Source organism: Tahibacter harae, assembly GCF_024437735.1.
In the GTDB taxonomy this organism is placed as follows: Bacteria; Pseudomonadota; Gammaproteobacteria; order Xanthomonadales; family Rhodanobacteraceae; genus Tahibacter; species Tahibacter harae.
The window spans coordinates 77,831-92,805 of the sequence record NZ_JANFQO010000025.1; the positions used below are offsets into that span (position 1 = coordinate 77,831).

The 14,975-nt window shown below is 69.0% G+C and carries 13 protein-coding genes; 4 read left to right on the plus strand and 9 right to left on the minus strand.

The genetic code is table 11. The features are described from left to right. Positions 1 to 2: 2 nt before the first annotated feature. Genes ppk1 through NM961_RS20860 form a run of 5 tightly spaced genes read right to left on the minus strand, consistent with a single transcriptional unit; the run spans position 3 to position 6,784 of the window. A complete protein-coding gene (gene ppk1 / locus NM961_RS20840; RefSeq protein ID WP_255916353.1) occupies positions 3 to 2,096 on the minus strand; it encodes a polyphosphate kinase 1 in 2,094 nt (697 codons plus the stop codon). Further along, positions 2,093 to 3,016, minus strand: coding sequence for a PstS family phosphate ABC transporter substrate-binding protein (locus NM961_RS20845; RefSeq protein WP_255916354.1), 924 nt, complete (start codon positions 3,014 to 3,016; stop codon positions 2,093 to 2,095). The genes ppk1 and NM961_RS20845 overlap by 4 nt, the downstream gene beginning before the upstream one ends. Next, positions 3,016 to 4,317 carry a phosphate regulon sensor histidine kinase PhoR gene (gene phoR / locus NM961_RS20850; protein WP_255916355.1) on the minus strand — a complete coding sequence of 434 codons (1,302 nt, stop codon included), beginning with the start codon at positions 4,315 to 4,317 and terminating at the stop codon, positions 3,016 to 3,018. The genes NM961_RS20845 and phoR overlap by 1 nt, the downstream gene beginning before the upstream one ends. Before the next feature lie 46 nt (positions 4,318 to 4,363). Continuing rightward, positions 4,364 to 5,053 carry a phosphate regulon transcriptional regulator PhoB gene (gene phoB, locus NM961_RS20855; RefSeq protein WP_255916356.1) on the minus strand — a complete coding sequence of 230 codons (690 nt, stop codon included), beginning with the start codon at positions 5,051 to 5,053 and terminating at the stop codon, positions 4,364 to 4,366. 48 nt (positions 5,054 to 5,101) lie between these two features. Beyond that, complete coding sequence (locus NM961_RS20860) at positions 5,102 to 6,784, minus strand: M48 family metalloprotease (RefSeq protein WP_255916357.1); 1,683 nt, start codon at positions 6,782 to 6,784, stop codon at positions 5,102 to 5,104. 207 nt (positions 6,785 to 6,991) lie between these two features. Between NM961_RS20860 and grxC the strand changes: the two genes are divergently transcribed. Continuing rightward, on the plus strand, positions 6,992 to 7,255 hold the full coding sequence (gene grxC / locus NM961_RS20865) for a glutaredoxin 3 (protein ID WP_255916358.1): 264 nt from the start codon (positions 6,992 to 6,994) through the stop codon (positions 7,253 to 7,255). Beyond that, entirely contained in the window at positions 7,252 to 7,629 is a 378-nt protein-coding gene (locus NM961_RS20870; RefSeq protein WP_255916359.1) for a carboxymuconolactone decarboxylase family protein, read from the plus strand. Before grxC ends, NM961_RS20870 begins: the two co-directional genes overlap by 4 nt. 15 nt (positions 7,630 to 7,644) lie before the next feature. Here NM961_RS20870 and NM961_RS20875 read toward each other — a convergent pair whose 3' ends face one another. Continuing rightward, entirely contained in the window at positions 7,645 to 8,793 is a 1,149-nt protein-coding gene (locus NM961_RS20875) for a hypothetical protein (protein ID WP_255916360.1), read from the minus strand. An 87-nt stretch (positions 8,794 to 8,880) separates the two neighbouring features. Between NM961_RS20875 and NM961_RS20880 the strand changes: the two genes are divergently transcribed. Continuing rightward, the gene (locus tag NM961_RS20880; RefSeq protein ID WP_255916361.1) at positions 8,881 to 9,897 is read left to right on the plus strand and encodes an isocitrate dehydrogenase; all 1,017 of its coding nucleotides are present in this window, start codon (positions 8,881 to 8,883) and stop codon (positions 9,895 to 9,897) included. A 123-nt stretch (positions 9,898 to 10,020) separates the two neighbouring features. Here NM961_RS20880 and NM961_RS20885 read toward each other — a convergent pair whose 3' ends face one another. Genes NM961_RS20885 through thiD form a run of 3 tightly spaced genes read right to left on the minus strand, consistent with a single transcriptional unit; the run spans position 10,021 to position 13,474 of the window. After that, positions 10,021 to 12,348: a hypothetical protein gene (locus tag NM961_RS20885; RefSeq protein ID WP_255916362.1), complete on the minus strand. Its 2,328-nt coding sequence runs from the start codon at positions 12,346 to 12,348 to the stop codon at positions 10,021 to 10,023. Continuing rightward, positions 12,345 to 12,638 carry a hypothetical protein gene (locus NM961_RS20890; protein ID WP_255916363.1) on the minus strand — a complete coding sequence of 98 codons (294 nt, stop codon included), beginning with the start codon at positions 12,636 to 12,638 and terminating at the stop codon, positions 12,345 to 12,347. The genes NM961_RS20885 and NM961_RS20890 overlap by 4 nt, the downstream gene beginning before the upstream one ends. Next, positions 12,635 to 13,474, minus strand: coding sequence for a bifunctional hydroxymethylpyrimidine kinase/phosphomethylpyrimidine kinase (gene thiD / locus NM961_RS20895; protein WP_255916364.1), 840 nt, complete (start codon positions 13,472 to 13,474; stop codon positions 12,635 to 12,637). The genes NM961_RS20890 and thiD overlap by 4 nt, the downstream gene beginning before the upstream one ends. Before the next feature lie 288 nt (positions 13,475 to 13,762). On the opposite strand from thiD, the gene NM961_RS20900 reads away from it, so the two are divergent. Next, positions 13,763 to 14,809, plus strand: a complete 1,047-nt coding sequence (locus NM961_RS20900; protein WP_255916365.1) for a hypothetical protein — start codon at positions 13,763 to 13,765, stop codon at positions 14,807 to 14,809. Positions 14,810 to 14,975: the final 166 nt, after the last annotated feature.

Consider the following 14,975-nt stretch of genomic DNA (forward strand, 5'->3'; position numbering starts at 1 on the left):
CGTTACATGCACAGGCGGGCGATCAGCGCGAGCTGGGCCGAATGCGGCATGTCCTCGCCGGGCTCGGTGCGCTGGTAGCTGCCGTCGGCCTGCAGCATCCAGGCCTGGGTGTTATCGGCGAGGAAGTTGGCCAGGGCCTCGTCGTAGACACGGTGGGCCAGCTGCGGGTCGAGGATGGGGAAGCAGGTCTCGATGCGGCGCAGCAGGTTGCGCTCCATCCAGTCGGCGCTGGCGCAGTAGATTTCCGCCGCGCCGTCGTTGCCGAACCAGTACACCCGGCTGTGTTCCAGGAAGCGGCCGATCACCGAGCGTACGCGGATGTTTTCCGATACGCCGGGGATGCCCGGCTTCAGCGCGCAGGCGCCGCGCACGATCAGGTCGATCTGCACGCCGGCGATGGAGGCGGCGTAGAGCTGCTGGATCACGCTCGCCTCGTTCAGCGCATTCATCTTGGCGATGATGCGCGCCGGGCGGCCGGCCTGGGCGTGGGCGATCTCGCGCTCGATCTTTTCCAGCAGGCCCTTGTGCAGGGTGAACGGCGACTGCAGCAGGCGCTTGAGCCTGATCGCCGTGCCCAGTCCGGAGAGCTGCTGGAACATCTTGTGCACGTCCTCGCCGATGTCGTTGTCGGCCGTCATCAGGCCGAAGTCGGTGTAGACGCGCGAGGTGATCTGGTGATAGTTGCCGGTGGACAAGTGCACATAGCGGCGCAGCCGGCCCTGCTCGCGGCGCACGATCAGCAGCATCTTAGCGTGGGTCTTGTAGCCGACCACGCCGTAGACCACCTGTACGCCGGCTTCCTGCAGGCGGTTGGCCAAGCGGATGTTGGCTTCCTCGTCGAAGCGCGCGCGCAGTTCCACCACGACGGTGACGTCCTTGCCGTTGCGCGCCGCGTCGATGAGATGGTTGACCAGCGGCGAGTTGTCGCCGACGCGGTACAGGGTCTGCTTGATCGCCAGCACGTCCGGGTCCTGGCTGGCCTGGCGCACCAGTTCCATTACGGCGCCGAAGGACTCGAACGGGTGGTGCATCAGCACGTCCTGGTCGCGCACGACGTCCAGCACCGGTACGTTGGGCGCGGCGGCGAAGGCGGGCGCCACGCGCGGCACGAACTTGGGGAATTTCAGGTCGGGGCGTTCGACCTGGTCGTAGATGGCGTTGATGCGGTTGATGTTGACCGGGCCGGCGCAGCGGTAGACGTCCTGCTCGGTCAGCTCGAAATTGGCCATCAGCATTTCGGTGATGGGCTTGGGACAGGCCTCGGCGATCTCCAGCCGCACCGGATGCGCATAGCCGCGGCCGGCCAGCTCATCCGACAGCGCGGTGGCGAGGTTCTCCACTTCGTCCTCGTCCACCACCAGCTCGCTGTTGCGGGTGACGCGGAACTGATAGGAGCCTTCCACCCGCATGCCCGGGAACATCTCGTCGATGAACTGCTGCAGCAGGCCGGCGAGGAAGACGAAATCGTAGGGGCCATCGGAGACTTCCGCCGGCAGCCGGATGATGCGCGGCAGCGAGCGCGGCGCGCGCACCAGGGCCATGTGGCCTTCGCGGCCGAAGGCATCCTTGCCCTTGAGCACCACGGCGAGGTTGAGACTTTTGTTGAGGATGCGCGGGAAGGGATGCGCCGGATCCAGCCCCAGCGGCGACAGCACCGGCAGCACCTCGTTCTGGAAATAGCCCTGCAGCCAGCGTTTCTGCTTCACCGTCCACTTGTCGCGGGTGACGAAGCGTATGCCCTCGCTGCCCAGCTCCGGCAGCAGCACGTCGTTCCAGAAATCGTACTGGGCGCGCACCAGTTCCAGCGCGCGGGCGCGGATGCGGGTCAGCACCTCGGCCGGCGGCAGTCCGTCCGGTCCGGGCATGGGCGTGTTCAGCGCCAGCTGCTGCTTGAGGACGGCCACGCGCACTTCAAAGAACTCGTCCAGGTTGCTGTTGGAGATGCACAGGTAGCGCAGCCGCTCCATCAGTGGCACGCGCGGATCCTGCGCCTGGGCGAGGACGCGGAAATTGAACTCGATCTGGGCGAGCTCGCGGTTGATGTACAGGCTGGGATCGGTCAGATCGCGGGTCATGGCGCCGTTGAGCAGAGTCATTGCAGTTGCCCCAGTTCCGTGTTCACTTCCGCCGCCGGCAGGGCGATGAAGCCCTGCCGGGAGACCAGTTCCTGGCCTTTGGCGCTGAGCGCGAAGCGCAGGAAGGCGGCGGTCTTGGCATCCGGCCTGCCGTCGGCGGCGCGGTTGAAATACAGGTATAGCGAACGGCTCAGAGGATAGCGCCCGGAGATTACGCTTGGCGCATCCGGCGCCACCGCGGCTTCGCCCGGGCCGCGCCGCAGCGGCAGCACGCGCACCAGGCCGTTGAGATGGGCCAGGCCGGAATAACCGATCGCATTGGGCTGGCGTGCGACCGCGGCGACCACGGTGCCGGCGCCGGGAAACTGCACCACGTCGGCGCGGTAGGGGCCGTCGCACAGTGCGGCGCTGTGGAAGAATTCATAAGTTCCCGAAGCGGTATTGCGCCCCAGGCGCAGCAGCGGCTGGTCCGCGCCTGCGCCGGCGGCGGCCAGGTCGCCCCAGCGCTGCGCCGGCGCCGCCGCGGCGCAGGCCGGATCGGCCGCCCAGATCTGGGCCAGCTGGGCCAGGCTCAGCCCGGTCACGGGATTGTCCGGATGCACGAACACCGCGACTGCGTCGTAGGCAATGCGCACGCGCCCGGGCGCCTGGCCGCGGCGCCGGCGGTAGTCGGCTTCCTCGGCCGCGTTCATTGCGCGGCTCATCGGGCCCAGGTCGGCGGCGCCGCTGGCCAGGGCGGGTGCGGCGCCCGCCGAGCCCGGGGTTTGTATCTGCAACCGCAGCTGCGGCTGTTCCTGCGCATAGCGCCGGGCCCAGGCCTGCAGCAGTTCGCCCAGAGTGTCGGAGCCGACGCTGGTCAGGGTTTCCGCTGCGCCCGCACCACGCCAGGCCAGCAGCGCCGGCAGCAGGCAGCACAGCAGCAGCCGTCGCCGTGCGCGCATCAGCCGGTCTCTTCGGCGGCGGCGGCGAGTGCGCGTTCGGCGCCGAACACGCAGGAAAAGGTGCTGCCCACGCCGACTTCGCTTTCTATGCACAGCCGCGCCTGATGCAGTTGCAGCACGTGCTTGACGATGGACAGGCCCAGCCCGGTGCCGCCGGTGTCGCGCGAGCGGCTGCTGGAGACGCGATAGAAACGCTCGGTGATGCGCGGCAGATGGCTCGGCGCTATGCCCTGGCCGGTGTCGGTCACCGAGAACACCGGCTCGGCGCCGCGCAGTTCCCAGCGGATGGCGATGCTGCCGCCGGCCGGGGTATAGCGCACGGCGTTGCTGACCAGGTTGGAGAAGGCGCTGTGCAGTTCCTTGGTAGAACCCGTGAGGTCGGTGTCGGTGCGCAGATCCAGGCTGATCGCGTGCCGGCCGAGGCTCAGCGCTTCGGCTTCGCGGCGCAGGGTCTGCAGCACGCCGGTCATGCTGACACGTTCCTCGGGCAGGCTGTCCTGGGCTTCCAGGCGCGACAGGGTGAGCAGGTCCTCGACGATCTGGGTCATGCGCCGCGACTGCGAGCGCAGTTCGACCAGGATGGGTTCCAGCTCGGGCGACTGATCCGGCTCGATCAGGTCGAGATAGCCGTGCACCACGGTCAGCGGCGTGCGCAGTTCGTGCGAGACATTGGCGACGAAGTCGCGCCGCACTTGTTCCAGTTGCATCAATTTGGACATGTCGCGGGCGACCAGCAGGCGCTGGCCTTCGGCGTACGGAATGATGCGCAGGCCCAGGCGCAGGGCATCGTCGGTCGGCGCCGGCACGTCCATCAGCGGCTCGCTCCAGTCGCCGCCCTCCAGCCAGCGCGTGACCCGCGGCGAACGCACCAGGTTGGAGAAATGTCCGCCCATGTCGTGCGGATAGCTCAGCCCCAGCAGGCGCGTCGCGGCGGTGTTGAACCAGAGAATGGTGCCGGCCGCATCGAGCACGACGGTGGCATCGGGCAGGGCCGCCGCGGTGGTGCGGAAGGCGCGCAGCAGCCTGAGCAGGCGGCGCCGGCGCTGCAGTTCGCGCCGCTGGCGCAGCACCAGCCCGCGGTAGAGCGAGCCCCACAGGCCGGCGTCGTCATTGGGCAGGCGGCGCGAGTGGCCCTGCAGCCACAGGCCGAACTGGCGCAGGCGCCAGAGCAGGTAGACCAGTGCGCCGCCGGTGGCGGCGAGCAGCCACCACGCCAGTCCGCCCAGCAGCAGGCCCAGCACCAGGGCCAGGCCCAGCACGGCGGCGATGCGCCACAGGCTCACGTGCAGGGCGCGGTCCATGCGTCCATTCATGCGGCAGCCCCGGCGGCGCTGGTCGCGGCGCGGTTCAGGGCGTTACCGAAAAGCGATAGCCGGCCCCGCGCACGGTCTGCACCAGGTTTTCCAGCTTGTACGGTTCCAGCGTCTTGCGCAGGCGGCGGATATGCACGTCGACGGTGCGCTCCTCCACGTAGACGCTGCCGCCCCAGACCTGGTCCAGCAGCTGGCTGCGCGAATACACGCGCTCGGCGTGGGTCATGAAGAAATGCAGCAGGCGGTATTCGGTGGGGCCTATCTGCACGGTCTGGTCGCCGGCGTAGACGCGGTGGGCGGCGCCGTCGATGCGCAGGCCGCCCTGTTCGATCACGCCGTCGCCCTCGTCGCCGTGGGTGCGGCGCATCACCGCCTTGATGCGGGCGATCAGCTCGCGGGCGGAGAAGGGTTTGACCACGTAGTCGTCGACCCCGGCATCCAGGCCGTTGACCCGGTCGCCTTCCTCGCCGCGCGCGGTGAGCATGATGATGGGCACTTCCCGGGTCAGGTCTTCCTTGCGCAGGCGGCGGGCGTATTCCAGGCCGCTCATGCCGGGCAGCATCCAGTCCAGCAGAATCATGTCGGGCACGCGCTCGGCGATGGCCGACTGGGCGATGCGGGCGTCGGCGGCATGGACCGGATCCATGCCGGCCTTGCGCAGGGCGAAGGCGACCATGTCGCGGATCGCGGTTTCGTCTTCAACGATGAGGATGCGTTTTTGCACGGTTGCACGCGGGTTGCGCCGCGGCGCGACGCTTTCGTGACAGCGGCGTTATTGCAATGCAGGATTGTTACGCTGCAATGACACGGAACTACAAGAGTTTGAATCCTGGCAGGAAAAAGCCGGCGCCAGGCGGCCCTGGTCCTGCGGCTTGATGCCACGGCGGCGCAATTCGAGCACGTAAGGCGTCACTTCGGCGATGCGCGCCTCGATGCGCGCGCGCTGGTAGTAGTCCAGGTCGCGCCGGTCGGTCAGGGCGCGCAGCTGGTTCATGGCATCTTCCAGGCGGCCGCTGAGCAGGGCGACGTCGGCATAGGCCTCGGCCGCGCGCACCTTGTCGCCGCCCAGCTCGGAGGCGCGGGCGAAGACGCGGTAGACCTCGGGGTCGTCGATCTCCTCGGCCATCATCGGCCGCAGCAGGTCCTGGGCGCGGCGGCCGCTGCCGGCCTTGCCGTCCTCGATCAGGGTCTGCGCATAGGCCAGGGCGATGGCGCGGTTGCTCGGCGAATTGGCGATCAGGCGCTCGTAGCGGTTGAGCGAATCGGTGCGCCGGCCGGCCTGGGCCTCGGCCTGGGCCAGGGCGATCTGGTAGGGCAGTACACCGGGCGCTTCCTCGGCCAGCGGTGCGAGCAGCACACGGGCGGCTTCGCCCTGGCCGGTGCGCCACAAGGTCAGGGCATGGCCGTAGGTATTGGCCGCGGCGGCAACGCTGCCGGGTTCGACCCGGGCCTTGGCGTAGTAGCCGACCAGGTTGCTGGGCTGGTCGGCCGCCAGCACGCGGGCGCGTTCGCGCATCAGGGCGAAGTACAGGTTCTCGCCCTGCGCGCGCACCAGCGTGGTCTGCAGGCGCGGCAGCGGCGTGAGGTCGTCCGGCCGCTGCGGCTTCAGCCAGGAGCGGCTGGGCAGTTCCGGCAGGGCCTTGCCGCGTTCGCGCGCGGCCTTCTGTTCCAGCGCCAGCGCGTCGGCGCGAGCCTTGGCGTCGCTGATGCGGTCGGTGCTGACCGGGTGGGTGCGCAGCAGGTCGGGCGTGCCGCGGTCGCCGGCGCCGGGGCGCAGGGCGCGTTCCATGCGGGCAAAGAAGCTGGCCATGAACTGCGGGTCATAGTCGGCCCGGGCCAGGGTCTGGATGCCGACGCGGTCGGCTTCGATCTCGTCCTTGCGGGTGAAATTGATCTGGCGCTGCTGGATCAGCGAGGTGCCGGCGACCATGGCCGCCTCGGCGCCGTCGCCGGCCGCGCCCTGGGAGGCAAGGATGGCGCCAAGCATGGCCAGGGCGATGGGCAATGAGGCTTTCTGCGAGTCCTCGAACGCACGCAGCAGGTGATCCTGGCTGATGTGCGCGATTTCGTGGGCGAGCACCGCGGCGACTTCGCCCTCGTCCACCGCGGTGGTGATCAGGCCGGCGTTCATGCCGATGTAGCCGCCGGGCGCGGCGAAGGCGTTGATGGCCGCATCGCGCACGACGAAGAAGGTGTAGGACTGTTCCGGCTTGTCGCTGCGCGAGACCAGGCGGTAGCCCAGGGTGTTGATGTAGTCCACCAGCAGCGCGTCATCCAGGATCATGTTGTAGGAGCGCAGCTCGTGCAGCATGCTGGCGCCGTAGGAGCGCTGTTCCTGCGGCGAAAGGATGGCCGCGGCGGAACTGCCGATGTCGGGCAGGCGCACGCCGGATTCGCGCGCGCCGGCAACGCCGGTCGCACACAGGCTGAGCAGTACGAGAAACCAGTTACGCATGACCGGGAAGCGCCGCGGATCGGGAATGGCTGCGACACCTTAACCCAGCCAGGGTTCCCGCGGCCACGGCCGCGGCGGCGGCATTCATGCGGGGTTGCGCCCCGGGCGGGCGCGGCAGCGGGCCCTTGCCGAACGCGATTCCGGCCCCACAATGGCGGCCATTGTCCGGCTGCGCGCAATGTGCGGCGGACGCCCAGGAGAATGCGCGTGCCTGTGATCGAAATGTATACCACGGCCATCTGCCCGTACTGCGTGGCGGCCAAGAACGTACTCAAGTCCAAGGGCCTGGAGTACAGCGAGATCCGCATTGACACCGATCCGGCCAGGCTGGCCGAGATGCTCGAACGCAGCCACGGCCGCCGCACCGTGCCGCAGATCTTCATTAACGGCATCCATGTCGGCGGGCATGACGACCTGGTCGCCGCCGACCGCAGCGGCCGTCTGGCGGAGATCCTGGAGACCCAGGCATGAGCGAGGACCGCGTCAAGCAGTTCACCGATTTCCGCAAGCGCATGAATGAGCGCATCCTGGCCGAGGACAATCAGGTCGTCCGGCGCTTCTTCGCCCTGGATACGCAGACCTACAAGGCCGGCGCGCTGGATGTGAAGACCAAGGAGATGCTGGGCCTGGTCGCTTCGATGGTGCTGCGCTGCGACGACTGCATCGCCTACCACGTGGCCCAGTGCAAGGAAGTCGGCGTCAACCGCGACGAGTTCTTCGAGATCTTCAGCGTGGGCCTGGTGGTCGGCGGTTCCATCGTGATTCCGCATCTGCGCCGGGCGGTGGATTTCCTCGACCAGCTCGAAGCCGCCGGCACGGAAGCGCCGCCGCCGCACGAACACTGAAACCGGTCCGGCGCCTCAGCGCCGGTCCACCCGCAGCAGCTGTACCGGCGTGCGTTCCGGCGTGTAGCCGTCGAGGCGGTTGATGTCGACCGAGTCGAACTCGGCGACGAGCTTGCCGGCGGCGTCGCTGAGCCGGCAGCGCCGCGGCGGCGCGAGCTTGGATTCGGCCGGATCGACCTCGCAGGCCAGCACCGAGCCGTCGTCGGCGCCGAGGCGGTATTCGGCCGAAGCGCTGAAACCCGTGCCGTTGAGATGGATCTGGCGCGCGCTGCGCGGCTGGCCCGGGGTGGCGCCCAGCAATACCCAGTCGCCGTCCCAGGCCGTGCCGTCGGTGTGTTCGGTGAAGGGCAGGTGGGCCAGGTTGATGATCTGCTGGCGCAGCAGCGGCTGCGTCTCGGCCAGATCGTAGTGGGTGAGCCAGGCGGTGGCGCGGCCGTTGCCCTCGAAATCCATGTACAGGGTGGCATTGCCGATTTCGCCGGCGAGGTCGGCTCCGGATTCGGTATCCGTGCCGGCGGGATTATTGCCGGCGGCGATCAGCTCGATACGCGCGCTGCGCCCGCGCAGTTTGCCGGTACCGAAATACCAGCTGGGCCCGCCCTTGGGCGTGCGGCCGAGCACGGCCACCGCCAGGGTGTCGAACTGCAGCTCGATGCTGAAACCCGTGCCGGCCATGGGATTGCTGGCATCGGCCTCCGGCAGCGGCCACCACAGGCCGGATGCCGGCATGGGGCGCTGCGGCGCCGACGCCGGCTCGATCAGGGCGAAGCCACGCAGCTGCGGCGGCGCCGTGGCGCTGTTGGCCGCCAGCACGCTGACCCGCAGCGGCGCGGCCGGCCAGCTCTTGCCCAGGCGCTTGCCCAGATCCACTTCCAGGTCGAACGGCAGCGGCGCGCGCGCGCACAGTGGGCGCAGCGAACGCAGGGTGATGCGTAGCTCGCTGCCGTCCAGGGCGACCGCGTCCACGCTGGGCCGGCAGGGCGTAGGCCACATGCCCTGCAGCCGCAGGCGCGGACTGGCGCCGCCCTTGGTCGAAAGGGCCTCGATGCGCATTTCCGGGCTGCGGCTGTACGGCTCCAGGCGGGGTTCCGCTGCAGCGGCCGCGGCGCCGAGGGTGGCCAGGACCAGCGCCCCGATCAGTGCGGCAACGGACTTTGGTCGCATACGTCGGAGGTTGTTCGGCAGCGGGAGCATCCCGGATAATGCGTAGTTTTCTGGCCATCCGGCAAGCCGGGACCTGGAGTTATCCGCATGAGCAAGACTATTGCCGTCATCCGTGGCGACGGAATCGGCCCGGAGATCATGGACGCGACCCTGCGCGTCATCGACGAACTGAACACCGGTCTCTCCTATGACTTCGTCGACGCCGGCATGGCGGCGCAGGAACGCTGCGGCGAACTGCTGCCGCAGGCGACCATGGATTCCATCGCGCGCCACCATGTCGCGCTGAAGGGACCGCTGACCACGCCCATCGGCGGCGGCTTCTCCTCGCTCAACGTGGAACTGCGCAAGCGCTTCGACCTGTACGCCAACGTACGCCCTGCCATCACCATTCCCGGCACCAAGGCGCGCTACGAGGGCATAGACCTCATCACCGTGCGTGAGAACACCGAGGGCGCCTATGGTTCCGAGGGCCAGACCCTGTCCGAGGACGGCGACACTGCGCACTCGCAGATCAAGGTGACCCGGCGCGGCTCCGAGCGCATCGTGCGTTACGCCTTCGAACTGGCCCGCCGCCAGGGCCGCAAGAAGGTCACCGTGGTGCACAAGGCCAACATCATGAAGACCACCTCGGGCCTGTTCCTGAAGGTGGCGCGCGAAGTGGCCGCGGATTTCCCCGAGATCCAGTGCAACGAGATGATCGTCGACAACACCTGCATGCAGCTGGTGATGAACCCGCAGCAGTTCGACATCATCGTCACCACCAATCTGTTCGGCGACATCATCTCGGATCTGTGCGCCGGGCTGGTCGGCGGCCTGGGCCTGGCGCCCGGCGCCAACATCGGCACCCAGGCGGCGATCTTCGAGGCGGTGCACGGCTCCGCGCCGGACATCGCCGGCAAGGGCATAGCCAATCCCTGCGCGCTGCTGCTGGCCGCCTGCCAGATGCTTGGCCACCTGGGCATGGAGGACAAGGCCCAGCGTGTGCGCGCCGCGATCCGCGACGTGGTCGCGCGCAAGGACCGGGTCACGCCGGATCTCGGCGGCAGCGGCAACACCGCGAGCTTCGCCGATGCGCTGATCGACAGCCTGCGCGCGAACGCCTGAGGTAAAAGCCCGGCTTCGCGTGCCGGGCTGCAGATTTCCACAGTGTAAAAAGTGGCCGGCGCGACGGCCGCTGTAGTCCGGCGCCAGGCCGCGCCCGTCCACACCAGACGGGCGCGGCCTTTTTCATTGGCCCGGCGGCAGCGACAGCAGGGTCAGCGGCGAATCCTGGCGGCGGAAACCGGCGATGCCGGGGATCTCGATGTTCAGCGAGACCCGGTTGACCCCGTCGGCCGGTTCCGTGCGCGTGGGCTGGCGCAGCTTGAGCTGGATAGTGCCGACCTGGCGCACCTGGGCAGCGCCGGCCGGTGCCGGGCAACTGCGGCAATAACCCGAGGTCACGTCGTACAGTGGCAGCGCCGGCGTATCGGCCAGGTTCACCCGGGTCAGCTCGCTGACCGCCCAGCGCGAGCGGCCCTGCAGGTCCGGGTAGTAGACGATGGCGACCAGCTGCGGTTGACCGTCCGCCGCGCGCACGCTGAGCAGTTCCATGCCCCAGCCCTGGTCGTTGCCCAGGCCGCTGTACCAGTGGCCGGAGAAATCCGGCGTGGTGCGGCTGGCCGGCATCACCGCCGGCTCCAGGCACCAGTTGCCTTCCTCGCCGCGGATCACCCAGCGCAGCACCGCCAGCGCGCCGGCGCCGCTGCGGTCGGCGCTGCGGCAGTACGGCGACTGCGCCGCCTGGTTGAAGTCAATGGCGATTTCGCCGCTGGAGCTGGTGTCCAGGTCGCCGCGGCCGGCGGCGGCGTTGTAGCGCACGCGCATCAGCGAGATGCCGTCGCCCTGCCTGGCGCCGATGAAGCGGCCGTCCACCAGGCGGCCCAGGCCGAAGTAGTACTCCGGCCTGCCGTCGTCTTCAAAGGTATAGAAAATGATGAAGTACAGGTCGCCGGCGACGGCATCGCGCTGGTACAGCTGGAAGTCGACACCATGGCCGCTGCGCGTGCGGTCGAACCAGTTGCCGGTGACGGGGATCGGGAACACCGGGGGTGCCGCCGCGGCATTGGACCAGCCCAGCGCATCGAGCATGGGCAGGGCCAGGCCCAGCGTGCGAGTGGATTCGCCGGTGTCGTAGCCGTTCATCAGGTCGCCGGACTGCACTGTATGCGACAGCGTGGTGCCCGGAATGGTCTTGCACGGCGCGTCGGCCGCGTCGCGGTCGCAGGGGGCGAGCATGAGCGGGAAATTGTCCGGCGCCGGCCGCTCGCGGTTGGCATTCACCAGCGCTGCGACGGCCTCGGCGCCGGACCAGCGCAGGCCGTCCTGCGATACCAGTGCGGCGGCGCGCCGGGCGTCGCTGACCTGGGGCGCCAGGAAGGGCTGATATTCCCGCGTCAGCGTATCGACGGCGACGAGGTTGCTGCTGAAGATGTCGTCCAGGCCGTCCGCCTCGTCGCCGGCCGGGAAGCGGGCGCCCAGCGGACCGTCTTCCGCGTCCACGTTGACCAGGCCGATGAAGCCCAGGCCGTGGGTCAGCTCGTGCATGGCGGTGGCGATGAAGTCGATCGAGTTGCGCGGTTTGGCCGCGCCGGTGTAGCCGTAATAGAACGGCGAGCGCACCACGTTGTTGGGCGGGTCTATGTCGGAATTGAAGGTGGCTTCGATATCCGCATTGCCGCAGCCGCCGCCGGTCACGCCGCACTGGCTGGTGCCGCCCAGGCGTACCGCCTCGGTGATGGTGTACCAGGTGTACGGGCGCGGCAGCCAGGCGCTGCGGTCGGCAATGTCGTTGGCGACGATGAGCGTGGGGCCGGCCTGGGCGATGGTGGCGCCGTCGCGGTCGCCGCCCAGGGCGTCCCAGCAGGCGCGCACGGTCACCGGCACCGGCGAGCGCAGTTCCTGCCACAGCAGTTCGCCCGCGCGCACCAGCGCATTGCGGCGCTGTTGGCCGCGGGTGGTGCCGCTGTTGCCGTCGATGGGCGTGACCGGCGTGGGGTCGTTCCAGCCGGCGATATCGCAGTCGGCGCCGGCCTGATCGAATACGAAGCGGATCGGGCTGACCGCCACCGTCGGGGTCAGGCTTGCGCTGAGGCGCAGGTTCTGCGGCTGGTTGCTGTAGTTCAGCACCGCGATGTACCAGCGCCCCGCGCGCAGCGGGAAGGTGCCGGAGTTCTGCACGCTGAGGCTTTCATTGCCGCCGGCGCTGGCGCTGCGGTAGTGCGAGTACTGGCGGAACAGGCCGGGGTCCGGCGCTGCGTCGCCGTTGGCGGTGCGGTCGGCGAACGGCGTGCCGTAGCGCAGCAGCAGGTCGGTGTCGCCGCCGCTGCTGTTGCCCAGTTCCAGCTTGAGCTGGGCGCTGGCCGCATCGACGTCGATGTAGTAACTGGTCGAATAACTCTGCGCCGGCATGCTGAAGCTGGCCGGCTGGCCGTTCTGCAGCGCGACCGTGGGCGCGGCCTGGACTGCAGCGGCGAACAGGCCCGGCGCCAGGGCGGCGATCCAGCGCGGCCTCACCGCTGCTGCTCCCGCGCCTGCTTGAGCTGCAGGCGCACCTTCTCGTAGCGCGGATTGGGCACCTCGTCGCAGACGATGCGGGTACTGCCGTCCGGCAGCCGCACCACACGGGTCTCGCTCAGCTGCGGCGCCGGCAGCAGGCGCGGCGAGAACGGCGTCTGCGTCGGGTCCGACTTGGCGCTTGGCGCCGGCGTCAGGGCGAGGGCGCCGAAACTGGGTTCGCCGGCCTGGGCCGGGGCGGTCGTCAGCGCGCCGCAGACGGCGAGCAGGGCGAAGGTGGGGTATTTCATGGCCTGCGCTTTCCGGATCGGGAACGGGATGCCCGCAGCGGCGGGATGTGCGCGCCGTGGTCGAGCACGTCGATGGTACTGCGGCCGGGCCGGTAAGCCCCGGCCAGGGCCGCATGCACGTAATCGGCGGCGCGGCGGCAGGCGGCGGCCAGATCCAGGCCCAGGGCCAGGTTGGCGGTGATGGCGGCGGCCAGGGTGCAGCCGGTGCCGTGGCCGTTGCGCGCCAGGCGCGGGTGTTCAAAGGTGTGCAGCTCGCCGTCCACGTACAGCCGGTCGATCACGCGCGGGCCGCGCTGGTGGCCGCCCTTGATCAGCACCGCTCCCGCGCCGCCGTCAAGCAGGTTGGCGGCGATCCGGTCCAGGTCGCCGCGGCGGCCCAGCGGCAGACCGCTCAGCGCCGCCGCCTCGGGCAGGTTGGGCGTGACCAGGGTCGCCCGGGGGAGCAGGTGGTTGCGCAGGGCGGACACCGCCGATGCCTGCAGCAGGCTGGCGCCGCTGGTCGAGATCATGACCGGGTCCAGCACGTAGTCCGCCGCTGTGCCGGCCATGCCGGCGGCCACCGCGCGGATAGTACGGGCGTCGGCCAGCATGCCGGTCTTCCAGGCGCGGATGGGGAAATCGTCGCGCAGGGCCTGCAGCTGGCTGTGGATATGCCGGCTGGGCAGGCCGTGCACGGCGGTCACGGCCCGGGTGTTCTGCGAGGTGACGGCGGTGATTGCGCTGGTGCCGTGGACGCCGTGGGCGTGGAAAGTCTTGAGGTCGGCCTGGATGCCGGCGCCGCCGCCGGAGTCGGAGCCGGCGACGGTGAGCACACAGGGGCGTGCAGAGACGGGCATGTTGTTGTAATCCTGCAACAGGTTGGTGGCGCGGACCCTGGCCGTTGGCCTAAATCGGCACCAGTACTGGTCAAAATCGGCTGTTGCGTACTTGACGCGGTGTTGCGTTCTTGCCAAAATCCACCGCGACAATCACCACAAGCCATGGAACCACACGGCAGGGTCATGTACCGGGCGAGCGCAACAGCAGCGTCGAGGAAGCCGATGGGAGCGATCAGTTTTGGCCTGACGCTCCCTTTCTATTTTCTCGCATGCGCAGCCCAGGCCCAGCTCCACGGCGAATCGGTGATGCAGCGCTGGCAGGAGTACGCCCGCCAGAGCATACAGCCGGATTTCTCCTGGGCTGAACCCGAAACCCCCGCCGTCGCGCCGCAATTGCTGGAGCTGGCCACCGCCAGCCGCAACAGCGCGACCCGCTATGTCCCCCTCGGCAACAAGTCGCTGATCGGCGTCTCGGTCAAGCGCGGGCTGGTCGAAGACCTGCCCGGCCGCCGCCTGGGCGACGACAGCCTGGCGCCCCGCCTGCTGGCGGAGGCCCGCCCGGGTCTGCACCGCTACATCGTCGCGCCCTCGTACGTGCGCAGCATGGGCAATACGGGTCATTGGTCGGTCTCGGCGTTGTTCGCCTACCAGCGCTTCACCAATGCCTCGTTTGGCAGCGAAGACGTGCTGCCTGAATCGCTGCGCTGGGTGGAAGGCGCCGACCCGGTCGCCTACGGCCGTGGTGTGCGCGTGGAACTTAGCGAGGTGCTCGCGCCGCGCCTGCGCCTGACGGCGAGCTACCAGTCCCGCGTCAACATGGACGCGTTCAACTCCTATCGCGGCGTGTACGCGGATCCGGGCGATTTCGACATTCCGGCCAGCTTCGGCGCCAACCTGGACCTGGGCGTCACGTCCTGGCTCAGCTTCGGCCTGGGTCTGGAGCGCGTGATGTACAGCGACATCCGTGCCTTCACCAGTCCGACCTTGCCGCGCCGCTTCCTGGCGGCCATAGGCAGCGGTGGCAGCCCCATCTTCGAGTGGGCCGATCTGGACGTCTACAGCCTGACTTCGGTGCTGCACGGCGGCCGCTACGGCGATCTGGCCCTGCGCTACAGCACGCGCACCCAGCCGGCGCCGACGGCGCAACTGCTGGACCGGTTGCTCGGCGACGTCTCCAACTACAGCCTGGATCTCAGCTACTCGCGCGCCATGGGCCGCGGTGGCGAGTTCCGCTTCATCACCAGCTACGCGCCGTCGGAATACCTGCTCGGTGCTCCGGCCAGCTATGCCGCCCGCAACAGCCTCGCCGGCAACCAGCTGGAGTTCGAGGCGGTCTGGGCGACGCGCTTCTAGGTTTCAGAACAAGGGCTTTTGTCATACGGGGGCCTTGCCCCCGTTTTTTTTGGTTCTTCGCCCAACTGAGTGGGTGGCACACGGCCGACCCGGCAGACTTGCTGGTGTCTAGGCAACAAATCGAGGCCGGCCGTGGCCAGTGGCGATTGTATGACTCAGCTGGGAG